19 protein-coding genes are annotated in these 21402 nt (G+C 56.4%); 14 read left to right on the forward strand and 5 right to left on the reverse strand.

Annotation, left to right across the window (positions count from 1 at the left end):
* Positions 1 to 95: 95 nt before the first annotated feature.
* Complete coding sequence (locus tag B0B07_RS11890) at positions 96 to 350, forward strand: hypothetical protein (RefSeq protein ID WP_076759181.1); 255 nt, start codon at positions 96 to 98, stop codon at positions 348 to 350.
* A 120-nt stretch (positions 351 to 470) separates the two neighbouring features.
* Here the strand turns inward: B0B07_RS11890 and B0B07_RS11895 are convergent, their stop codons facing one another.
* Complete coding sequence (locus B0B07_RS11895) at positions 471 to 1622, reverse strand: MFS transporter (RefSeq protein ID WP_076759182.1); 1152 nt, start codon at positions 1620 to 1622, stop codon at positions 471 to 473.
* A 131-nt stretch (positions 1623 to 1753) separates the two neighbouring features.
* On the opposite strand from B0B07_RS11895, the gene B0B07_RS11900 reads away from it, so the two are divergent.
* Positions 1754 to 2659 carry a M15 family metallopeptidase gene (locus tag B0B07_RS11900; RefSeq protein WP_076759183.1) on the forward strand — a complete coding sequence of 302 codons (906 nt, stop codon included), beginning with the start codon at positions 1754 to 1756 and terminating at the stop codon, positions 2657 to 2659.
* 47 nt (positions 2660 to 2706) lie between these two features.
* Here the strand turns inward: B0B07_RS11900 and cls are convergent, their stop codons facing one another.
* Complete coding sequence (cls, locus tag B0B07_RS11905; protein WP_076759185.1) at positions 2707 to 4158, reverse strand: cardiolipin synthase; 1452 nt, start codon at positions 4156 to 4158, stop codon at positions 2707 to 2709.
* A 205-nt stretch (positions 4159 to 4363) separates the two neighbouring features.
* Here cls and B0B07_RS11910 point away from each other — a divergent pair, with 205 nt between their 5' ends.
* Positions 4364 to 5755: an L-cystine transporter gene (locus tag B0B07_RS11910; RefSeq protein WP_076759186.1), complete on the forward strand. Its 1392-nt coding sequence runs from the start codon at positions 4364 to 4366 to the stop codon at positions 5753 to 5755.
* Positions 5756 to 5875: 120 nt separating this feature from the next.
* Here B0B07_RS11910 and B0B07_RS11915 read toward each other — a convergent pair whose 3' ends face one another.
* On the reverse strand, positions 5876 to 7129 hold the full coding sequence (locus B0B07_RS11915; protein WP_076759188.1) for a helix-turn-helix domain-containing protein: 1254 nt from the start codon (positions 7127 to 7129) through the stop codon (positions 5876 to 5878).
* A 103-nt stretch (positions 7130 to 7232) separates the two neighbouring features.
* Here B0B07_RS11915 and B0B07_RS15285 point away from each other — a divergent pair, with 103 nt between their 5' ends.
* The 3 genes from B0B07_RS15285 to B0B07_RS11930 all read left to right on the forward strand — a co-directional run bounded on the left by B0B07_RS15285 (position 7233) and on the right by B0B07_RS11930 (position 10633).
* Positions 7233 to 7427, forward strand: coding sequence for a hypothetical protein (locus tag B0B07_RS15285; RefSeq protein ID WP_076759189.1), 195 nt, complete (start codon positions 7233 to 7235; stop codon positions 7425 to 7427).
* A gap of 110 nt (positions 7428 to 7537) precedes the next feature.
* Positions 7538 to 8845, forward strand: a complete 1308-nt coding sequence (locus B0B07_RS11925) for an MFS transporter (RefSeq protein ID WP_076759191.1) — start codon at positions 7538 to 7540, stop codon at positions 8843 to 8845.
* Between the two features lie 132 nt (positions 8846 to 8977).
* Entirely contained in the window at positions 8978 to 10633 is a 1656-nt protein-coding gene (locus B0B07_RS11930; RefSeq protein WP_076759192.1) for a sensor domain-containing protein, read from the forward strand.
* A 64-nt stretch (positions 10634 to 10697) separates the two neighbouring features.
* Here the strand turns inward: B0B07_RS11930 and B0B07_RS11935 are convergent, their stop codons facing one another.
* Positions 10698 to 11870 carry an MFS transporter gene (locus B0B07_RS11935; RefSeq protein WP_076759194.1) on the reverse strand — a complete coding sequence of 391 codons (1173 nt, stop codon included), beginning with the start codon at positions 11868 to 11870 and terminating at the stop codon, positions 10698 to 10700.
* A gap of 278 nt (positions 11871 to 12148) precedes the next feature.
* Here B0B07_RS11935 and B0B07_RS15335 point away from each other — a divergent pair, with 278 nt between their 5' ends.
* The gene (locus tag B0B07_RS15335) at positions 12149 to 12289 is read left to right on the forward strand and encodes an Lmo0850 family protein (RefSeq protein ID WP_200805808.1); all 141 of its coding nucleotides are present in this window, start codon (positions 12149 to 12151) and stop codon (positions 12287 to 12289) included.
* A gap of 98 nt (positions 12290 to 12387) precedes the next feature.
* On the opposite strand, the gene B0B07_RS11940 is transcribed toward B0B07_RS15335, so the two are convergent.
* Positions 12388 to 13572 carry an FtsW/RodA/SpoVE family cell cycle protein gene (locus B0B07_RS11940; RefSeq protein ID WP_076759307.1) on the reverse strand — a complete coding sequence of 395 codons (1185 nt, stop codon included), beginning with the start codon at positions 13570 to 13572 and terminating at the stop codon, positions 12388 to 12390.
* 323 nt (positions 13573 to 13895) lie between these two features.
* Between B0B07_RS11940 and B0B07_RS11945 the strand changes: the two genes are divergently transcribed.
* The 7 genes from B0B07_RS11945 to B0B07_RS11980 all read left to right on the forward strand — a co-directional run bounded on the left by B0B07_RS11945 (position 13896) and on the right by B0B07_RS11980 (position 21313).
* Positions 13896 to 14975: a D-alanine--D-alanine ligase gene (locus B0B07_RS11945; RefSeq protein WP_076759195.1), complete on the forward strand. Its 1080-nt coding sequence runs from the start codon at positions 13896 to 13898 to the stop codon at positions 14973 to 14975.
* Between the two features lie 12 nt (positions 14976 to 14987).
* A complete protein-coding gene (locus tag B0B07_RS11950; RefSeq protein WP_076759196.1) occupies positions 14988 to 16364 on the forward strand; it encodes a UDP-N-acetylmuramoyl-tripeptide--D-alanyl-D-alanine ligase in 1377 nt (458 codons plus the stop codon).
* A gap of 370 nt (positions 16365 to 16734) precedes the next feature.
* Positions 16735 to 18204: a degradosome RNA helicase CshA gene (locus tag B0B07_RS11960; protein ID WP_076759199.1), complete on the forward strand. Its 1470-nt coding sequence runs from the start codon at positions 16735 to 16737 to the stop codon at positions 18202 to 18204.
* A gap of 191 nt (positions 18205 to 18395) precedes the next feature.
* Entirely contained in the window at positions 18396 to 19079 is a 684-nt protein-coding gene (locus B0B07_RS11965; protein WP_076759201.1) for a YjjG family noncanonical pyrimidine nucleotidase, read from the forward strand.
* Positions 19080 to 19120: 41 nt separating this feature from the next.
* Complete coding sequence (gene fabZ / locus B0B07_RS11970) at positions 19121 to 19546, forward strand: 3-hydroxyacyl-ACP dehydratase FabZ (protein WP_076759309.1); 426 nt, start codon at positions 19121 to 19123, stop codon at positions 19544 to 19546.
* A 264-nt stretch (positions 19547 to 19810) separates the two neighbouring features.
* Positions 19811 to 20239, forward strand: a complete 429-nt coding sequence (locus B0B07_RS11975) for a flavoprotein (RefSeq protein ID WP_076759203.1) — start codon at positions 19811 to 19813, stop codon at positions 20237 to 20239.
* A gap of 129 nt (positions 20240 to 20368) precedes the next feature.
* Positions 20369 to 21313 (forward strand): ring-cleaving dioxygenase, encoded by a 945-nt coding sequence (locus B0B07_RS11980; RefSeq protein ID WP_076759204.1) that lies wholly within the window; start codon positions 20369 to 20371, stop codon positions 21311 to 21313.
* Positions 21314 to 21402: the final 89 nt, after the last annotated feature.

The raw sequence follows: 21402 nt of genomic DNA on the forward strand, positions 1-21402 counted from the left end.
GCGGCGGTTTAATCGGATATTGGCAAACGGAAGTGACCCGGGTCCTGCCGTTTGCCTCTTTTTTATAGACAATCGTTTCGGGGAGGGGGAGCCAGATGTCCAAAGGGAAAAGGTGGGTGATCGGCGGCCTGATCGCTGTGGTCAGCCTCTTCACGATCATTTTCATCATCCGGCAGGCTATGTACGGAGCCGCCTTGTCGCTTTCACTTCTGTTCGTGCTCACAAATACCGCCCGCGCCTCGGGATTCCGGGAGCGGGGAATGTTCCGTGAAGCCAAATGGATGAGCATGCTGGCCGGTTTCTTCGGCCTGATGTTTGTCGTCCTGCTCGTGATGATGCTGTTCTTCTAGGATACAAAAAGGCAAGAACTGCGGAGGATCCGTGTTCTTGCCTTTTCCTATGGAAGCAGTTTGGGTACGCGCCTTTCCGGCCGGTGCGAAACCAACCGCCCTCCCGTCCGTCCTTTTTGATCAATAGGAGAAACGCCGGCGGGTCAGGAGCACGATCACTGCGGCCGGGACCGTGCAGATCGTCATGCCGAGGAATGCCAGTCCGGGAGACAGTTCATACAGCGAGCCGCCGAGCAGGGTGAGGAACGCGCTGCTGAGGCTCATGCCGAGTGCGGCGTACAGTCCCTGGGCCGGTGCGATCAGACCCCGCGGCAGTTTTCCGGATATGTATCGGATGAATGCGTAGTGGGCAATCCCGAATGACACGGCGTGGAGCACCTGGGTGAGCGTGAACATCCAGACCGTCGGCACGAGGAAGATGAGCAGCCAGCGGACGGTGGAACCGATGGCCGCAATCAGGAACATGGTGGATGCCTTCATGGAGCCGAACAGTTTATCTGCCTTTGCAAAGAAGGCGATTTCCACGATGACGGCCACGTTCAGGATCAGGCCGATCGCAAAGCTGGCCACCCCGAGGTCATCGAGATAAATGAATCCGTAGTTGTAGTAGGAGGCGTGGGCGCCTTGGAGCAGGATGGTGATGCCGAGCACGGTCAGAAAGGCCGGCATGCCGAAAAGCTGCCTGAACGCGCTGCCCCGCCCGCTTTTGCCCGTAGCGGCTGTGCGCTCGCTCAGCACGGCGGGCGGGCCGGCGAGCTGAGCGGCATAGAAGACGGCCAGTCCGGCGAACATCGTCCAGAGGATGGCCGCGTTGCCGAAGACGGCATTGAGGCCGCCGATGACGAGCAGGGCGATCGTATAGCCGAGGGAGCCGAAGGCCCGGCTCCGCCCATAATCGATCCGCTCGGACTGGATCAGCACGGAGGCGCCGGATTCCATCGCGGGCAGCAGGTTCGGATAAACGGTGTTGAAGGCAAGCGTCACTGCGAGCAACATGGCAAACGAATGGGCGGGAATGTAAAAGAGCCCGATGACGAGGGACAGGATGATCGAGATCCTCATCAGCTTGGTGAGCGGATACCGCTGTGCGGCGGCGGGGAAGAAGAACAGCGTGGACAGGGCCCGGGCAATCATGCCTGTACCCATCACGACACTGGCTTCAAACACGCTCAGTCCCTTGACCGTCGTGAGCCAGCCGGTCCAATACGGCAGGAAGATGCCCCAGGTGAAAAAGTAAGCAAAGAAATTCAATGACAGCCATCGTGCATTCATCGGGTCCATCCTTCCGCATTCAAAAAATCTCATATGGAAATAGAATAGCATATGAATCAGGAGTCCGGAACAAGTCCCGGATGTGGTACGATAAAGAAATGGAAATTAAGGAAAGAAGGTAGCCCCTTACGATGCGCAGAGTGGATTATCTAAACAAGAAAAAACGGAAAAATAAAGGCTGGATCGTGGCTTCGGCGATTGCCGTCCTCGTACTCGGAGGAGGAGCGGCATGGACAGGGGCGCACGACTGGGATCTGAAGGAGAGTGCCGTGTCACTGAAGGGCGTTCTTGGAGGAGGGACGGAGAAATCTCCTGCGGACCAAAGTCCTGTTCCGCCCCAATCGGCAGAGGAGGATCAGGCCCCGGCATCCGGCGGCGGAGAACAGCCCGTCCCGGAAGAGAAGGATGACGCGTCCGATGCGCTTGCCGGTATCGGTGAATATGACGACGATCGGCCGCTCCCGTCCGAGCCGACCTATATAGACGGCGTTTTGCTCGCCAACAAGAAATATCCGCTGCCTGCGGACTTCGCCCCCGGGGAAGACCCGGAGGCCAGGGCCGCTTTTGATGAAATGGCCGCCGCTGCGAAGCTGGACGGGTTTGAGCTTGCCCCGTTCAGCACGTTCCGCACATTCGAACGCCAGAAAGAACTGTACGATCAGTATGTCGCCCGTGACGGAGTGGAGGCTGCCGACAGGTACAGTGCGCGGCCGGGTTACTCCGAGCACCAGACGGGGCTGACGTTCGACATCGGGGAAGCCAATCAGGAACAGCACTGGGCGCGGAATTCATTCGGTGATACGGAGGCAGGGAAATGGCTGTTCGCCAACGCCCACCGGTTCGGCTTCATCCTCCGGTACCCGGAGGGCAAGGAAGACATTACCGGCTATATGCATGAGTCCTGGCATTACCGCTATGTGGGCAAAGAACTCGCCGCCAAGATCCACTCCGAAAACCTGACGCTCGAAGAATACCTGCTCGGCGGCCAGAAACAGAAACAGCGGCACGAGCCCGAACCGGCGGATCCGGCTAAATGAATACAAACAGACGAATGCCCGGAAGGTACGCCTTCCGGGCATTTACTTTACAGTATGGGCGACACGAGCCGGGACAGTGATTCCTTCACCTTGATCGCCGTTGATCTGGAGCGGTACACCTCGGTCGTGAGTTCCGTGCAGAGGCGCATATCCTGCTCGAACAGCTCGGCGAGCTCGTGGGATTCTTCGCGGTCATAGATGAATGCGTTCACTTCAAAGTTCAGCTTGAAACTGCGGACATCGATGTTCGCCGTCCCGACAGTCGACAATTCATCGTCTACGACGATCATTTTCGCATGGATGAAGCCGTTCTCGTAAATGTAGACCTTCGCTCCGGCACGCAGGAGCGAGCCCACGTTGGAATAGGTCGCCCAGTAGACGAACATATGATCGGGCTTGTTCGGGATCATGATCCGGACGTCGATGCCCGAAAGGCAGGCAATTCGCAGTGAATCGAGGAAACTCGCATCCGGGATGAAATAAGGCGTCTGAATATAGATGTATTTCTTCGCAAGGTTAATCATTTTCAGATAGCCGTCCTTGATCTGTTCCCAGTCCGCGTCCGGCCCGCTTGAGACGATCTGGATGCCGACATTCCCTTTTCTCGGGATGGCCGGGAAATAGCGGTCCGAGTACTCAATGTCATGGGAAGCCGATGCCTGGTTCCAGTCGAGGATGAACCGGGTCTGAAGGGGATGGAGCGCACTGCCTTCGATCCTCAGATGCGTATCCCGCCAATAACCGAATTTCTTTTTCAGGCCGAGGTATTCATCCCCGACATTGAATCCTCCGATATAGCCGATCCGTCCGTCGACGATCGAGATTTTACGGTGGTTCCGATAGTTCATCCGGGGATTGATGAGGGGGAGGAGAGCGGGGAAGAACGCCTCCACTTCGCCGCCTGCCTGGATGAGTTCGCGGAAATGTCGTTTCCGGAGCCCCCGTGATCCCATGTCGTCATACAGGACACGGACCTTCACTCCCTGTTTTGCCTTCTTCACCAGGACGTCGAGGATCCGCCGGCCGAGGTCGTCCATCCGGTAGATATAGTACTGGATATGGATATGATCCTTTGCCTGCTCCATGTCGGCGAGCAGTGCTTCGAACTTCGCCGCCCCGTCGTTGAATATCTCCACGTCATTGTCCTGGGTGAGAAGCGCATGGTTGTTGCGCAGATGCAGATAGATCATATCCCGGTAATGGGCCGTATCATCCAGGTTGAATTCGAACGTCCCGTCTTCGATCGCCTCGGTCTGGTAATCAACGAGCTTCTCAATCCCGATCCGGTTGCGTCCTTCCCAGCGGAACATATGCCGTTTCCGGAGCTGCCGCCCGAACAGGAGGTAGATGAAAAAGCCGAAGACGGGGATGAAGAAGAGCACCATCAGCCAGGCCCATGTCGAAGTCGCATCCCGACGCTCGAGGAAAATGAGCGCAATGGCGAGGAAGATGTTCAAGATGAAAATCGTAGCCGTCACGATTGTAATTGCTTGTGTCATGGCCGGGAACCCTCCCTTACCGCTTATTTCTATAACCCATAGTATACCGAAGGGCCGAGAAAAAGACGAACCGGAACGCAATAACTCGATTAAACCTACTTGACTTATAGGCAATAAAAACATAGAATGCATCTTATGCCGGAAAGACATCGGATTTTATCTTAAATGGACAGCCGGCCGATAAAATATGATGGGAGAATGAACTATGAATATATGGTGGGTCATCCTCAATGTGGCGATCTTGGCTGCACTTGTCGGCGTCCTCTTTTATATGGACCGGAAGCACGTCTCTTTCTCGAAGCGCGTTTTCACCGGGCTCGGGCTCGGCGTGGCGTTCGGCGTTGTGCTGCATCTCGTATACGGTGCGGAGTCCGAGACACTCGCCCGCTCGGTGGACTGGTTTAACATTGTCGGAACCGGATATGTCCGGTTCCTCCAGATGATCGTCATGCCGCTCGTCTTCATCTCGATCCTGGCTGCATTTACGAAAGTGTCGACCGGGAAAAACTTCGGCAAGACGGCGGCACTCGTGCTCGGCATGCTGATCGGCACGACCGCGATTGCCGCAGCGATCGGCATCATCTCGGCAACAGGCTTCGGCCTGGATGCCTCGGATATCGTCCAGGGCTCCGCAGAATCGGAACGGGGACTGTCCATTGAACAGCAGTCGGCCGATGTGGCTGACCGGACGCTGCCTCAGCAGATCACGGAACTGATTCCTTCCAACCCGTTTCTCGACCTGACCGGCGCACGGCCGACGTCGACAATCGGCGTCGTCATCTTCGCGGCCTTCCTCGGCGTGGCTTACATGGGGATCGCGCGCAAGGAGCCGGAAATGGCGGCAACTGTGAAAAAAGGCATTGATGCCATCTATACCCTCATCATGAGGGTCGTGAAGCTCATCCTCCGCCTGACGCCGTACGGCATCCTGGCGATCATGTCGCGGACCGTGGCCACATCCGATTTCGGTGCCATCGTGAACCTCGGAAAGTTCGTCCTGGCTTCATACGCGGCGCTGATCGTCATGTTCCTCGTTCATCTGGCGATTGTTGCGATGAATGGCCTCAATCCGGTCACCTACGTGAAGAAAACGGCTGAAACCCTGCTGTTCGCCTTTACTTCCCGTTCAAGTGCCGGCGCGCTTCCGCTGAATATCAAGACACAGACCGATCGGCTCGGAATTCCGGATGCAACGGCGAACTTCGCGGGTTCGTTCGGACTGTCCATCGGGCAGAACGGCTGCGCGGGCGTTTATCCGGCGATGCTCGCCGTCATGATCGCTCCGTCCGTCGGCATCAATCCGCTTGATCCCGGGTTCATCGCCACGCTCATCCTCATCACGGCGATCAGCTCGTTCGGCGTGGCAGGCGTCGGTGGCGGTGCCACCTTCGCGGCCATTCTCGTTCTGTCCGCGATGAACCTGCCGGTCGCACTTGCCGGCGTGCTCATCTCCGTCGAACCGCTCATCGACATGGGCCGCACGGCGCTCAATGTCAGCGGCTCGATGACCGCAAGCGTCACTGCAGCAAGCGTCAACAAAGAGCTCGACCGGGATGTCTTCAACGGCTCGGTCGATGCACAGCCGATCGACGCGTAAGACGGCAACACTTCCCGGCAGTGAGGCGACTCAGGCAAATCGAATTGCAACACACTTACCAGAAAATTAAAGACCGCCCGGCAAACCGTTAGAAACGGACTTGCCGGGCGGTCTTTTGATTCAGTTCCGGATCAGCCGGTCATGCACTGCTTTGACATGCTCTTTGTACGGCGTGTCGATGAGCGGTCCGATCTGCTCATATGCATGACGGATGACTTCTTCCGCCTCGCCGGTTTGACCGGTCCCGGCAAGAGAATCGGCGAGGAAGGCCTCTCCTTCAAGGAAGATGGACAGGTCGATCGGGTGGTGGATATACTCGGTCGGCACCTGGACATTGCGCAGCTTTTCAACTGCTTCTTCATGCCGGCCGAGGCCGGAAAGCGCCTTTCCGGTTTCCATGTTCATGTACGGGGAGTGGAGCAGACGGTCGAGGTCCTGGCCGTTCTCCTTCAATTCGTTTTCCACATCCCGAACCTGCTGCAATGCTTCCGCGTATTGATGTTCATAGGAGGTCAGCTCGTGGATGTCCAGGAACCGGAGGAAGCCAGTGGTTTCATCGTCCTCTGCAAATTCGCCGTATTGGCGGAGTTTGAGCCGGAAACGGGTGTAATCCTCTTTGTTCCCGGTCATCAGGGCATGGACGGCGGCAAGCCGGTACCAGTCGCTCATCCGGTAGTACATCCCTTTTTCTTTCGAGAAGGCGAGCGCCTCCTCCATGACCCGCAAGGCCTCTTCGTTCTGCCCGACTGCGTAGTGGAGAGTGGCTTCGAAGTAATCGAAGTCAAGCTTCGTCACGGGTTCGATGAAGGTGGCGCGGTTTTCGATTGTGTTCCGTTCCCTGAGAAGGACGGCAAGTGAATCGGCATACCGGTGCCGGGAGTACAGCGCCTGAGCCCGGGCCAGTCCGATGGCGGCCCGGCGCGCGGTGATGTTGAGTCTGTCATAGATATCCGCCGCCCGCTCAAGGGCGGATTCCCAGCCATCCCTGTCCAGGTATCGCAGGGCGTATGCATACAGCTCGAGGATCCGGGCCGACTCATAACCGGTCCCGAGCCGCTCAACGTAGGGCGCGATCAGATCCACGGTCTGCTGCTGCGTTACTGCCTTCGCCTCGTCAAAAATCTTCACCTTGGCAAGGTCCTCTGTTTTCTCCAACAGGTCACGCAGTTCCTGGACACTCACTTCCTCCAGCAATTCCGAAGGGGAGACGCCCAGCCGCTCCGCTATATACGAAAGGCTTTCCATCGAAGGCTTGGCTTTGTTGTTTTCAATCAGGGACAGCATGCCTTTCGACATCCGGTCACCTGCCAGGTTGTCCAATGTCAGTTTCTGATCTTTCCGGATCGAACGGATCCGTTCACCGAGTGTCGGCAATCCAATCACATCCTTCTGTTTAATTATATTGAACTTTTGCTTGCCTGTGAAGTGGGAACGTGTTATCCTTGGTTTAATTAAATTAAACAATGGAGTGATCAAGATGATCAATGCACAGCGGCTGTACCAGGCGACCTTGGATTTGTGGACGCAGACAGCAGAAAAACTGTCCGCGCGGTTCCTGCCCATACGCCCGTCAGAAGAGCCGGAAAGGCATGCCTTGAAGAAAATTCCCGCTCATCGCAATCTGGATGACCGTCTGGATGCCGAATCCATGAGAACACGACGCTGGCTGTGACCGCTATTTTTTTTGGAATATGTGTTTAATAAAATTAAACTTACGGTTGAATTGAGCGGTGGCAGATGGTATCGTTGGTTCAATCGCATTAAACAAGGAGTGTGGAAGGGTTGGAGCAGGCGGTAAAATTACGCAGGGCCACTTATCATATCTGGACATTCATGACGAGCAAGCTGATCTCCGCGTTTGGTGCACAAGTATACACGTTTGCCATCAGTTTCTATATCCTTCAGCTGACCGGTTCTGCGACGAGCTTTGCGACGAACCTGATCTGCAGCATCCTTCCGCGGACGATTGCAGCCCCCTTTGCCGGCTATGCGGCGGACCGCTGGCCGAAAAAGAGGATTGTGATTCTCTCGCAGGGCGCGATCGTGCTTGCGGTCGGCGGGCTGCTTGCGGTCAGTCTGACGGCCGGACTGTCACTTCCGGCCATCTATGCCACGACCGTTGTCATCTCCCTCGCCGCGTCGTTCTCGGGCGTCACCTTCTCTGCGGCAATCACCGGGCTCGTGGACGAAGCGCGCATCCAGAAAGCGATGTCCCTGAACCAGATGTCGATATCGCTTGCCGCGATCGCCGCGCCGGCGGTCGGCGGCCTGCTGTACGGCGCCGTTTCGATCAATCTTTTCCTCATCTTGTTCATGGCTGCGGAGGCGATTGCCCTCATCCTGGAGGCGACGATGAATTTTCGGCTGTTTAACCGCAAGGCCGAAGCAGGCGGTGAAGCCGAGAAGCCGGCGGAAGAGCCGTTGCTCCAGAGCATGAAGTCAGGGCTCTCCTATTTGAGGAGACAGCCGGTCATCATGGCGGTCATCTGGATTGCGCTCATCGTCAACTTCCTGTTCGGGGCTTTCCAGGTCGGCTACTCATTCATCCTGATCGAAAAACTGAAAATCGCCCCCGAACATTTCGGACTGACCGAGGGGGCTCTCGCCGTCGGGACGCTCCTCATGTCCATCTGGCTGAGCGTCCGGAAAGAAGTGAAATACCCGCTGGTCGTCTCGAAATGGGGCATCGTCTCCATGGGACTGGCGATGGGCGGTGTCGCAATTCCGCTTTTCGCCGATATCCCCTATGTTCCCATGACGATATTCTTCGGAACGATCATGCTGATCTCCGGCTTGTCATCCGGCATCGTGAACACGCCGATCATGGTGATGATGCAGAAGAATGTGGATGATGACTATAAAGGACGGGTGTTTGCAGTCCTGGAAACGATGGCGATGTCGCTGATGCCGCTAGGGACGGTCCTTTACGGATTTCTGTATGACCTTTTCCCGGCCGAATGGATTCTCCTCATCTCCACGGCTGCCCTCATCGGTGCGGTGCTGTGGCTTGCCCGACCGTCGGTCATCCGCAGGGCCCATCCTGAACTCCATGCACCGAAGAACGGCCATGTCCCCCAGGCAGCAAAATAAAGAGCAACCGGACTCACAGCCGGACAGGACCCCACCGGGTTGCCTGTCCGGCTTTTTTTTCCCGTTATGTTTCGGCATCCGGTATACTGTTTGAATGGAAGAGATTGTGCTTTATGGATAGGGGGGCGCATCATGGGGGGAATATACGGAAACCTGCCGGAGCGTGTACTGGTGGATGGGATGACAGACATGGTGTTTGTCATGGCCATCCGGGAGGACGGGAAGATGGTTTACGAATTCTTCAACCGGACGGCCCGCAACACACTTGGAATCAATGAAGAGATCATCGGGCGGACGATCAGCGATGCGCTCGGTGATGTGCGCGGACAATTGCTGGAGCCGCTTTATAGAGAAGTCGCGGATACAGGGATTTCCGCTGTCTATTCGGACGAGTATCCGGATGAACTTGGAAAGACAAGGTATTCCGAAACCACGCTGGTTCCGCTTTTTGAGGAGGGGACCTGCACGCACATCGTGGCGACAGTCCGGGACGTTACGGAAAAGATAGCCGCGCGCCGTTCCGCTACGCTCTTGAACGGCCGGCTTGAACTCAGCGGCTCCAAATTCCGTGCGTTGTTTGAGAATAACAGCGATGCGGTCTTCGAGCTGTCGGCGGATGGCACGGTTCTGGCCGCAAATCCGGCCGCAGGGCGTCTGTTCGGGAAACCGGAAAAATCATTCGACGGTCGCCCGTTCGCAGAAGTGATCGGAGAAGGATGGGGAGAGCGGGAGGAAAAGGCGTTCCGGTCCGCGCATTCGGAATCAGAAGGGGACATCCGGGTGGATGTGTGCTCCATATCCGGTCCGGTCGGCTGCCTGCTCAAGTTCACGCCGGTGATGAATGCCGGGACGCAGATCGGATGTTATGCCCATCTGAAAGACATGCGGGAACTGGATAAACTCGTCGGACAGTTCATGGAAAGTGAACGGCGTTTCCGGATCATTGCGGAGCATGTCCGGGATCTGATCCTTCTCGTCGATAAGCGATGGAATTTCCTGTACGTGTCTCCTTCGATCAAAACCGTTTTCGGCTTCACGCCTGACGAACTGTCGAGTTCCAGCGGAGAAAAATTTGTCTTTCCCGAAGATGAGCCGAGACTGCGGGAGACCTTTGACCGGACGGTCCTTGATAATGGTGTGTTCACCCTCCGTCTCCGGCTTGCCCATGCAGAAAGAGGCTGGGTCTGGGCCGAGATGACCGGGTCAGCGGTGTACGGTTCAGACGGCCGTTTCCTGCATATGGTGCTGGTCATCCGGGACATCACGCGCCAAAAAGAAGAGGAAGAGCTGCTGCACAATTATGCGTACCATGATCCGCTGACGGGCTTGCCGAATCGCCGGCTCTTCTTTGACCGGCTGGAACAGAGGCTGGAACGATACCGGATGGCAGGAGAACCGTTCGCCATCATTTTAATGGATATCGATAATTTCAAGCAGATCAATGACAACTGGGGCCATGAAACAGGGGATGAAGTGATCCGGGCATTCGGCGTGAGGATTTCAGGGGCCCTTGAGGACGGTCTCGTTGCGCGGTACGGCGGAGATGAATTTGTCGCCCTGATTGCCGAATGCAGGGACGCGGATGAAGCTGCGGCAACAGGCCGAAGGATCCTCGATTCACTCAAATCCCCGCTGCGGATCACCGGCCGGGAAATCCTCGTCACGACGAGCCTGGGCATCGCACTCTCCGCTCCAGGACGGATGTCGCCCGAGGAATTGCTCCGGCTCGCGGACCGGGCGATGTATCATTCCAAGAAAGAGGGAAGCGGGCGCTACCGGATCATCTGAATGAATGAAATAATCCCCTGCGGGCGCGCAACGAAGCGCCCCGCAGGGGATTTAACATTCTGTTTCAGCCCAGAGGTTCCGCGTTGCGGAGTGTCCGGTCCGAATTTCGGTAGAGAAGGAGCAGGACGATCGACAGGACGGCGAGCGCCGCGGATATGCCGTAAACGCCGTCCGGCAGACGGGTGAACAGCCAGCTGAACAGGAGCGGTCCGCCGATCCGTCCGATATTGTCCATCGAATAGCTCATGCCGGCTGCGGTGCCGTACCGGCCGCCGGATTCCTTCGTCGTGAGCGAGACGAGGATCGTCCGGGCGAGCGCATTGCCGGCGGTGAACACGCACAGGGACAGACCTGCCCAGAACAGGCTTCCGGTGAACAGCATGAGGATGAGGCCGGCGGCGGTGATCATCTGGGCAAGGATGATGATGTTCGTTTCCATGCCATTTTTCACCCTGCGGACGACGCCCCCCTGGATGGCGGCATCAACGAGCCCGCTGAACATGAACAGATAGCCGATCTGCTTGGGCGTGATGTCGATTTTATGGATGTTGAACAGCTGGAAGGTCGCTTCGATTCCTGCGAGCAGGAAGGTCACCATGAATGACAGCAGGAACAGATAGCGGACCCTGTATCCCCACAGCCTGGCGGCGCCTTCCGGGATGATGGCCCGCTTCTTCGCTTCACCCTGTCGCACGGGCTCTTTCAGCACAAATGCCGCGTAGAAGAGGAGCAGGAGGATGAGCGTGCCGGATGCGGTGAACGGAAGCGACAGGCTGTAGTCACCGAGGATGCCTCCGAACGCCGGCCCGAAGATGAATCCGAGCCCGATCGACATGCCGAGGAAGCCCATGTATTTGTTCCGGTTCTCTTCATCGGTCAGATCTGCCACAAATCCGGTGACGGCCGTATAGAGGGCTCCGGAGAACAGTCCGCCGATGATGCGCGAGAGGTACATCATCGGGAGCGAATGGGTGAACAGGGCAAAGAGGAAGAAGCTCAGGCTGAATCCGGCAAGCCCGATCATGATGAGTTTTTTGCGCCCGGTCCTGTCGGAATACGATCCCCAGAGGGGGGCGGTGAAAAACGAGGCGAGTGCATAGACGGTGAGGAGCCCGCCGACGTGCATTTCGTCATACCCCTGCGCGACCACGGCTTCCGGCAAGACGGGAATGACGATCCCGAAGCCGAGATAGACGAGGAACTGGACGGACATGAGAAGGATGATGGCTTTTTTCATTTCACATTGACCTGCTTTCCAAAACATTTCGATGACCCCATTCTACTCTGCGGGAGGGGAGGGTGACAAACGGGGTCCGGCACTTATTCCAAAACCGTGAATAAAACCTTTACTGCGGGTTAACCTTTGTAACAAAATTGAAAGATTTGAGCGGGGACCCCGGTGGTATGATAAAAGGGCATATATATAAGGTTCGGATTCATCCATCAACCATGCCAGCCATGCAACCTTGCCCCGGATGCTGCGTCGGAATCTACAGGAAGGAAGAGGTGGAACGGATGGCCAAAGAAAAGGACGTCAAGACGATCGCGGAGCGGATCTCCGCGCTTGGAATCCCCGTCACGATTACGAAATCCCGCCTGGAACTGCTCAAAGCCCTTGCCCCGCCCGCAAATGTTCCCCACCCGCGCACGACCTGATCACTGCGAAAAGCTCCCGCCTCTTCGAGAGGGCGGGAGCTTTTATGTGTGCGGGTTGATGGGGAAGCATCGCGATGTTCGAAGCCCTCTGTTTAGCCTCAATCCTCCGATTCGGCGCTGAACATGTAGGTCCGGTGGTGGAACTTCATGCTGAAGACGAGGCCGAGGGCGAGCATGTTGCCCATGATCGAGCTCCCTCCATAGCTGATGAGCGGGAGGGGGATCCCCGTGATCGGAAGCAGCTGGATCGTCATGCCGATGTTCTGGAACACATGGAAGGTGATCATGGCGATGATGCCCGACAGGACATAGGTGCTGAACGGATCCTTGAGCTGAAGCGTGATTTTCGTCAGATGATAGATCAGGACGAAATAGAGCGAGATGACGACGCTCGCACCGATGAATCCCCAGTCTTCACCGATGACGGAAAAGATGAAGTCGGTATGGGCTTCCGGGACATACACTTCCCGGCCCATGAACCCTTTCCCGCCGATCTGCCCCGAGCCGATCGCATTCAGGGACGTGATCAGGTGACGGCCTTCATCGGTCGAGTAGGTGTACGGGTCCAGCCATGAATAAACGCGGGCGAACTGATACTGTTTGAAACCGATTGTCTTGACGAGGAACTCCTGCATGTACAGCGCCATCCAGATGACGATGCCGCCGAGCACGGCGGTTCCGGCAAACAGCGGCGTGATGATCTTCCACGAGATGCCGGAAACGAGGATCAGCGCGGCCGTGATGGCGATGAAGACGAGCGAGGTCCCGAGGTCCGGCTGCTTGAAGATGAAAAACAGCGGAAGGGCCATGACGCCCGCCAGCTTCAGGAGCAGCATCAGGTCCGTCTGAACCGTGCGGATGAGATTCTTCTCATTGTGCATGGTGATCAGCTTGGCCGCTCCGATGATGTAGAACGTCTTCATGAACTCGGCGGGCTGGATGTCCCCGATCGGAAGGTGGAACCAGCTTTTTGCGTTGTTCCGCGGCTCGACGAGCGCCATGCTGCCCGGCAGGACGTGGAGCAGGAAGAGGGAAAAGACGCCGGCCCCGTAGATGAGCCATGCAGCCTTTTTATATTGCTCCGGATCGAAGTACATCATGACGGCGATGATGAAGGCGCCGACGGCATACCAACGGATCTGGGCCGGCACGAAGTTCGTATGGTTATATTGTCCGGTCGTCTGCGCCGATGCGATGGCGAAGGAACTGATGATCAGAAACAGCAATAAGATGAACGCAAGCGTCCAGTCAAACCGGTCTGACGGCCGATTGTTCAGCTTCATGGATATCACCTGAAATTTCTTGGAATAGATTGAGCCAATACGCTCCATTATACCGCAACTGAAGTCGGATTGCGCGGATTCCTGCAATCTATTGGACGAGATTGAAAGAGAAATGTTTCCATTCCGCCATACAATTCGTTCGGCGCCCGATTTGACGATTCATCATGCCGGCGGGCGGCTGGCGGGCCGCATGGCGTCCGTTCCGGATCATCCCCGCCAGCCGCCGCTTCCGGGGGTGATCCGCCTGAAAAAATCCGCCCGCCCCGTCACATGTCCGGCCGCTCGTGCTACACTGTAAGTATCCAAGATACGGAGGTTTCCACATGAAAAATCGGATTTTTCTTCTATATGGCGGCAAGTCGGCGGAGCATGATGTGTCGCTGTCAACGGCACGCGCCGTCTCGCATGCCCTTGATTTCTCCAAGTATGACGTAACACCCGTGTTCATCACGCCGCAAGGGGAATGGCGTCCGGGGCCGCTGCTTGCAGGACCGGCAGAACAGGTGACGGATCTCTTGATCGGAGAGGCAGGGACATCCGCTCCTGCGCGCCTGGCGGACGGCATCGGGGCGCTTGCCGATGAGGCGCCGGGGCAGCCGGTCGTCATCCCGCTGCTGCACGGCCCGAACGGCGAAGACGGGACTGTGCAGGGGCTGCTGGAAGTCATGGATCTCCCATACGTCGGAAACGGTGTGCTCGCATCGGCCGCCGGTATGGACAAGGTGGTCATGAAGCAGCTGTTCGGTTCGGTCGGCCTGAACCAGGTGCCGTTCGTCCATTTCATCCGGAGCGAGTGGGAAAGCGACCGGGACGTGATCCTTGCCAAAGTGGAGGCGCGGCTGTCCTGGCCGGTGTTCGTCAAGCCGGCGAATCTCGGATCAAGCGTCGGGATTTCCAGGGCCACCGACCGCGTTTCACTCATCCGTGCCATCGGGGAAGCCCTCCGGTACGACCGGAAAGTCATCATCGAGCAGGGGGTCGACGGCCGGGAGATCGAAATGGGACTCCTTGGCAATGATGATCCGAAATGCTCGGTCATCGGTGAGATCAGTTCGGCATCGGAGTTCTATGATTATGAATCCAAATATCAGGACGGCAACACGGTCCTGACGATTCCGGCGGAAATCCCCGAACCTGCCGTCACGGAAATGGAACGGATGGCAAAAGCGGCGTTCAAGGTGCTCGACTGCTCGGGTCTTGTCCGCGCCGACTTCTTCCTCACGAAAGACAATGAAGTGCTCATCAACGAAGTGAATACGATGCCCGGGTTCACGCCGACGAGCATGTTCCCGCTCCTCTGGCAGCACACGGGCATGACTTACCCGGAACTCATCGAAGAGCTGATCCGCCTGGCGCTCGAACGACATGCAGAAAAGCAGTCGCTGAATACAGACAGAAATTGAGGGAAGACTTTCATGAAACGGACACTTCAACAAATCGCCCGCTGGCTCGGCGCTGAATCGCGGCCCGGCTGGGAAGAAATCATCGTGACCGGCGCTTCAATTGATACGCGCACACTCAGGGAAGGGGACCTGTTCATCCCGTTCAAGGGCGAGCAGGCGGACGGCCACCGGTTCGCAGGCCAGGCATTTGAAAAAGGTGCCTCGGCGACGCTCTGGCAGGAAGGGGTGCCCGGTGCACCGGAAGACCGGCCGGTCCTGTTCGTAACGGATCCGGAACAGGCGCTCCAGCAGATGGCCCGCAGCTACCGGGACGAACTGGACGCCGTGTTCATCGGCATCACGGGCTCCAACGGCAAGACTTCGACGAAAGATCTCGTTGCAGGCGTTCTGTCCCCGTATTTCAATGTCCGCAAAACGGAAGGGAACTTCAACAACGAGCTCGGCCTGCCCCTCACGATCCTTTCTCTTGAGGAAGACACGCAGTACGCAGTGCTCGAGATGGGGATGAGCGGCTTCGGGGAGATCTCGTTCCTGTCGGAGCTCGCCCGTCCGGCATTCGCTGTCATCACGAACATCGGCGAAGCGCATCTGCAGGACCTTGGCTCGCGCGAAGGGATCGCAAAGGCGAAGTCTGAAATCACGGACGGCCTGCAGCGGGGCGGCAGATTGTTCTATGACGGGGACGAGCCGCTTCTCGCACCCCATGCCCGGAAACTGACGGAAGGCACCGCCGTACCGTTCGGCAGGGGGCCGGAGTGTGCGCTCCGGCTTGAGTCCGTCGAAGCATCCGAGTCGGGCAGCAGATTCCGGACATCCGGCCTGATCAGCGGGGAATTTGAAATCCCGGTTCTCGGCGCCCACCAGGCGAAGAATGCGCTCGCGGCCATCCTCATCGGAACGGAAGCAGGCCTTTCACCCGACCGGATCCGTACGGCGCTCCGGGACGTGTCACTCACCGGCATGCGCATGCAGACGGTGGAAGGCCCGTCCGGCTCGCTGTTCATCAACGATGCCTACAATGCTGCACCGGCATCGGTCCGGGCGGCACTCGACTTTGTCCGCAGTTCAAAGCTCAGGAGCGAGAAGTGGGTCGTGCTCGGAGATATGCTGGAACTCGGATCGCTCGAGCAGTCGGCACACGAAGGGCTTGCCGATGATCTCGATCCGGCCGACTTCGACGGTGTGTGCCTGTTCGGTCCCCGCATGGAGGCGCTTCATCGGAAACTTGAAGGGCGTTTTCCGGAAGGGCGGCTCGTCTGGAGCGGGGAGGATCTGTCACCGGTCACCCGGAAGCTTTCGGAGCGGCTTCCGAATCGCCCGCTCATCCTGCTGAAAGGGTCCAGGGGCATGGCGCTCGAACGGATCCTGCAGCAACCTGATATTCAGTGATGATCCCGCGGGCTTTCGTCCGCGCGGTTTCATTGCAACCAAGGCGTTCCTATGGTATACTCTTTGGAGTTGGATACATTTGACGGGAACTCTTCGCGTTTGATGAAGAGTACTTTTTTTTGAAAAGCCCTGCAGTACAGCCTTTCTCGGAAAGAGAAGCGGGCAGGCGGGGCCCCATTGAAACGGTTCGGTTGAAGGGCGTGCTCCTTTCCGGTCGGACCGCCCGGCAGCTACCGGACGTTTTAGCGACAGACCGCACCGGAGAGGCGGTCTGCAGGCAGACGAACCTCCGATCACGGCTCAGCATTGCCGGACTTCATTTGAAAAATGGATCCAATTATCACATGAAGGATAAGGAGATTGACACAATTTGACAAAGTTTTCCGAACTGAACATCAGCGATTCCACCCAACTCTCACTCGAGCGGATGGGTTTTGAAGAAGCAACACCAATCCAGGAAGAAACGATTCCCCTCGCACAGGAAGGCCGCGACGTCATCGGCCAGGCGCAGACGGGTACAGGAAAGACGACCGCATTCGGCGTGCCGATCATCGAGAAGATCGACACCCAGAATCCGGACATCCAGGCCCTCATCATCGCGCCGACACGCGAACTCGCCATCCAGGTGTCTGAAGAGATCTACCGCATCGGATACGGCAAGCGCGCCCGCATCCTCTCCGTCTACGGCGGACAGGAAATCGGCCGCCAGATCCGTGCGCTCCGCAGCCGTCCGCAAATCGTCGTCGGAACGCCGGGCCGGATCCTCGACCACATCAACCGCGGCACGATGAAGCTCCAGGGTGTCCAGACGCTCGTCCTCGACGAGGCTGATGAAATGCTCAACATGGGCTTCATCGAAGACATCAACTCGATTCTCGAGAATGTCCCGTCCGAGCGCCAGACGCTCTTGTTCTCCGCGACGATGCCCGGACCGATCCGCAGAATCGCTGACAACTACATGAAGGACCCGGCAGAAGTGCGCATCAAGGCAAAGGAAATGACTGTCGAGAACATCGACCAGTACTTCGTCAAATCCCAGGAACGCGAGAAATTCGATATCCTGACACGCCTCCTGAACGTACAACGCCCGGAACTTGCCATCATCTTCGGCCGCACAAAGCGCCGCGTCGATGAAGTTGCACAGGCCCTCAACCTCCGCGGCTACCTTGCAGAAGGCATCCACGGCGACCTGACACAGGCGAAGCGTCTGTCCGTCCTGCGCCAGTTCAAGGAAAACAAAATCGACGTCCTCGTCGCCACGGACGTGGCCGCGCGCGGCCTCGACATCTCTGGCGTCACGCACGTCTACAACTTCGACATCCCTCAAGATCCTGAAAGCTACGTTCACCGCATCGGCCGGACGGGCCGCGCCGGCAAGAGCGGCGTCGCTGTCACTTTCGTGACACCGCGCGAAATGAGCTATCTCCGGATCGTCGAGGAAACGACGAAGAAGAAGATGACTCCTCTCCGTCCGCCATCCGAGGACGAAGCACTCGCGGGCCAGCAGAAGCTTGCCGTTGCCCAGCTCAAGGAACTCGTCGAGAAGAACGAGCTCAACGACTACCGCGTTCTTGCAGAAGATATGCTGCAGAGCAACGAAGCCGTCGATCTCGTCGCGGCAGCGATCAAATCGCTCACTCGCGAACCGGACGACACACCGGTAAAAATCACCGAAGAAAAACCGCTTCCGTACCGCGGCGGCAACAACCGCGGCGGCCGGAGCGGCAACTATAAGGGACGCAGCGGTGGCGGCAGCCGCAGCGGCGGCTACAACCGCGACAGCAGCAGCCGTCGCCGTGACGGACGCCGTCCGAGCGGCAACCGTTCCCGCAACCGATAAGAAACAAGCAGAACCCGGAATGCCGAGAGGCTTCCGGGTTCTTTTATTTCCATTTGGCCCCGGCTGGATGATTAAATGGCGCCTTCCCGGTGCCGGATTCTAGGCCGTCTATCCATAGTGGGTCTGGAGCAAGTGATCATTTCAATGGTAGGCTTAGAGTGTGGAACAGACCATGAACAACGGAGGCAGCGATGAAATACGAAACGATATTATTTGACGTGGATGATACACTGTTTGACTTCGGCATATCGGAGAAAAACGCCCTGCAACGGACATTTGATGAATTTGACTTGCCGGCAGGGGTGGCGGACTATGCGGCCAAGTATAAAGAAATAAGCAAGGAACTGTGGAGAGATCTGGAGCAGGGGCTCACTTCATTGCCGGAACTGGGCGTGGAAAGATTCAGGAGGTTGTTCCTCGCCCATCAGCTTGAGATCGAGGCGGACCGGTTCAACACCCGGTACCTCGGATATTTGGGGAAGGAAACATCCCTTGTCGAGGGAGCCGTTGAGCTATGTGAACACCTTGCCGGCTGCCGGATGGCGATCATCACGAACGGATTCAAGGAAGTGCAGAAGTCGAGGATCGCCGGTTCTCCCCTCTGTCATACATTCGAGCAGATCATCACTTCCGAAGAGGCCGGGTGTCAGAAGCCCGAAAAAGGGATTTTCGATTATGCGTTTTCCAAGCTGCAGATCGAGGACAAATCAAAGGTGCTCATCGTGGGGGATTCTTTGACTTCCGATATCCAGGGCGGGATCAATTACGGAATCGACACATGCTGGTTCAATCCGAACGAAAAGGAAAACGTTTTGGGCATCCAGCCGACCTACGAGATCCGTAAGCTGACCGAACTCACCGGCTTGGTGGGGTGACGGGCGGTTGCCTGAAATAATGATGATGCGGGGTGTTGATGTTGCTTGATGTGCTGCAAATAAAAGAACTGATTAAACACCGTTATCCTTTTCTTCTGGTGGATAAAATTCTTGAATTGGAAGAAGGGAAACGGGCGGTCGGCATCAAAAACGTGACGGCAAATGAAGATTTCTTTAACGGGCATTTCCCCGAATATCCGGTCATGCCGGGCGTCCTGATTGTGGAGGCACTGGCACAGGTCAGCGCAGTGGTGATGCTGAGCAAAGAAGGAAATCAGGGCCGGTTGGGGCTTTTGGCCGGAATCGACCATTGCCGGTTCAAGCGTCAGGTAAAACCCGGGGACCAGCTCCGTCTCGAGGTGGAAATCACCCGCCTAAAAGGTCCTGTCGGAAAGGGGAAAGGAATTGCAACGGTTGATGGTGAACTCGTCTGCGAAACGGAATTGATCTTTGCATTCGGGGATTAATACAAGATTCGGACCCAATTGTGCATGAGTTGTCCGAGTATCTGGCACGTTTGTTCCATTTCGGGAAGGAGGACAGTCACAGTGCTGTCCTTCTTTTCTAGTTCTGACGGTTTCGGCTGACCGGCTTCATGGCAAAGTAGTCAAAGAAGGAAGATATCTTGAATTCAAGATTAACAAAGCTTATAATACAATCAGACTAACGGAATTCAACGTTTGAAATGGCAGGGACGGGGCAGTGATCAATCGGACATGAGGGGGGATTTCATGGAAACCAATTCGTTTCGCAAATTTCTTGAATCGTATCTGGAAGCTTGGAGCAATTCGTCTTTGACAGACATGAAAAAAATGATTTCCAAGGATTATAGTGCGAGGGAGATTTCAAGCGGTGAAATAGCGGACTTTGGCTATGAAGAATCGATAGCCGGCTGGGAACAAGGTTTCAATGTTGCAAGAGAAAAAGAAAACAAATGGGATTTGAATGAAGTTTCCATTGTGCCTTTAAGAGAAAATGAAGTGATGGCGATCTTGTCCGCAACATTGGTCACCGGGGGACAGAATCTGGAGAACGTCAGTTTGTTTTTTCAAACGTTCCAACGGCAAGAAGACGAGGGTTGGACATTGATCAGAAGTTACATTGAAACAGGAGTCCCTGGCGAGAATATCAATAAAATCCAATTCAACAAACGGGTTTAGTTGATTCAGCTTATATGACGAAATTGAACGATCAAATTCCCGGAGGTTCGGAATGAAGCCTTGTGCATAATGGAATGAGCTGCAGGGCCCGTTCATGACCACCCGCCAACCTAAAAGGAGGAAGGATCCATGTATCAAATTCCCGGACATCATCATATTTCAATGATCTCGAAAAACGCCGGCCAAAATAATCATTTTTATAAAAATGTGCTTGGCTTGCGGCGAGTGAAAGTGACCGTGAACCAGGATGATCCATCGATGTACCATTTGTTTTACGGGGATCGAACAGGAAGCCCGGGGACAGAACTGACATTTTTTGAACTTCCCTTTGCCGGACAAACCCATCCGGGGACGAATGCCATCACCCGGATCGGATTGCTCGTTCCGTCAACGGATAGCCTGCACTATTGGAAAGCGAGGTTCGAGGAGCTGGGTGTAACCCACAGCGGGATCACGATGTATGCCAACCGACCGGCATTGAAATTTGAGGATCCTGACAGACTCCGCTTGGTGTTGCTCGCAGCCGATGGAGAAAAGGCTGGACACTGGGAAGCGTGGGATCAATCGGACATCCCCGAAGAGCACCGCATTCAGGGAATGGGCACGGTGGAGATCACGGTGCGCTCGCTGGATAAAACCGCAGGCGTCTTGGCGGAACTGTTTGGTTATACAGAAGTAAGCCGGAATGAACGCGAGGCGGCTTTCCAGTCGATCGGCGGGGAAGTGTTTGGAGAAATCCTCCTGAAGCAGATGGACGGACCCTCGGAAAAGCCGGGCCGGGGCAGTATTCATCACCTGGCAATCCGTGTGAAGAATGACACCGAGCTCGAGTATTGGGCGGACCAAGTGGACAAAAGAGGGTTCCACTCGTCCGGGATCGTGGACCGTTTCTACTTTAAGAGTCTGTATTTCCGTGACTGGAACGGCATCCTCTTTGAAATTGCAACAGACGGTCCAGGGTTTACCGTTGACGGGGATGTGGAGCATCTGGGAGAAAAACTCGACTTGCCGCCTTTCCTCGAAGAGAGACGGGAAGAGATCGAAGCCAAGCTCACTCCGATCGATGAGGGTTAAGCAACAGGTGTAAAACATGCAAATCCAGGAACATCCCTGCCCTGATGCGGGCCGGAACCGGGGAGTCTTCGCGACTCTCCGGTTTTATT

Source organism: Edaphobacillus lindanitolerans, from assembly GCF_900156305.1.
Taxonomy (GTDB): Bacteria; Bacillota; Bacilli; order Bacillales_A; family Planococcaceae; genus Bhargavaea; species Bhargavaea lindanitolerans.

What these genes read in the sequence shown, in the direction of transcription:
- B0B07_RS11890 (WP_076759181.1), top strand. Translation starts at nt 96, where the DNA reads ATGTCCAAAGGGAAAAGGTGGGTGATCGGCGGCCTGATCGCTGTGGTC.
- B0B07_RS11895 (WP_076759182.1), bottom strand. Translation starts at nt 1,622, where the DNA reads ATGAATGCACGATGGCTGTCATTGAATTTCTTTGCTTACTTTTTCACC.
- B0B07_RS11900 (WP_076759183.1), top strand. Translation starts at nt 1,754, where the DNA reads ATGCGCAGAGTGGATTATCTAAACAAGAAAAAACGGAAAAATAAAGGC.
- cls (WP_076759185.1), bottom strand. Translation starts at nt 4,158, where the DNA reads ATGACACAAGCAATTACAATCGTGACGGCTACGATTTTCATCTTGAAC.
- B0B07_RS11910 (WP_076759186.1), top strand. Translation starts at nt 4,364, where the DNA reads ATGAATATATGGTGGGTCATCCTCAATGTGGCGATCTTGGCTGCACTT.
- B0B07_RS15285 (WP_076759189.1), top strand. Translation starts at nt 7,233, where the DNA reads ATGATCAATGCACAGCGGCTGTACCAGGCGACCTTGGATTTGTGGACG.
- B0B07_RS11930 (WP_076759192.1), top strand. Translation starts at nt 8,978, where the DNA reads ATGGGGGGAATATACGGAAACCTGCCGGAGCGTGTACTGGTGGATGGG.
- B0B07_RS11935 (WP_076759194.1), bottom strand. Translation starts at nt 11,870, where the DNA reads ATGAAAAAAGCCATCATCCTTCTCATGTCCGTCCAGTTCCTCGTCTAT.
- B0B07_RS15335 (WP_200805808.1), top strand. Translation starts at nt 12,149, where the DNA reads ATGGCCAAAGAAAAGGACGTCAAGACGATCGCGGAGCGGATCTCCGCG.
- B0B07_RS11940 (WP_076759307.1), bottom strand. Translation starts at nt 13,572, where the DNA reads ATGAAGCTGAACAATCGGCCGTCAGACCGGTTTGACTGGACGCTTGCG.
- B0B07_RS11945 (WP_076759195.1), top strand. Translation starts at nt 13,896, where the DNA reads ATGAAAAATCGGATTTTTCTTCTATATGGCGGCAAGTCGGCGGAGCAT.
- B0B07_RS11950 (WP_076759196.1), top strand. Translation starts at nt 14,988, where the DNA reads ATGAAACGGACACTTCAACAAATCGCCCGCTGGCTCGGCGCTGAATCG.
- B0B07_RS11965 (WP_076759201.1), top strand. Translation starts at nt 18,396, where the DNA reads ATGAAATACGAAACGATATTATTTGACGTGGATGATACACTGTTTGAC.
- B0B07_RS11975 (WP_076759203.1), top strand. Translation starts at nt 19,811, where the DNA reads ATGGAAACCAATTCGTTTCGCAAATTTCTTGAATCGTATCTGGAAGCT.
- B0B07_RS11980 (WP_076759204.1), top strand. Translation starts at nt 20,369, where the DNA reads ATGTATCAAATTCCCGGACATCATCATATTTCAATGATCTCGAAAAAC.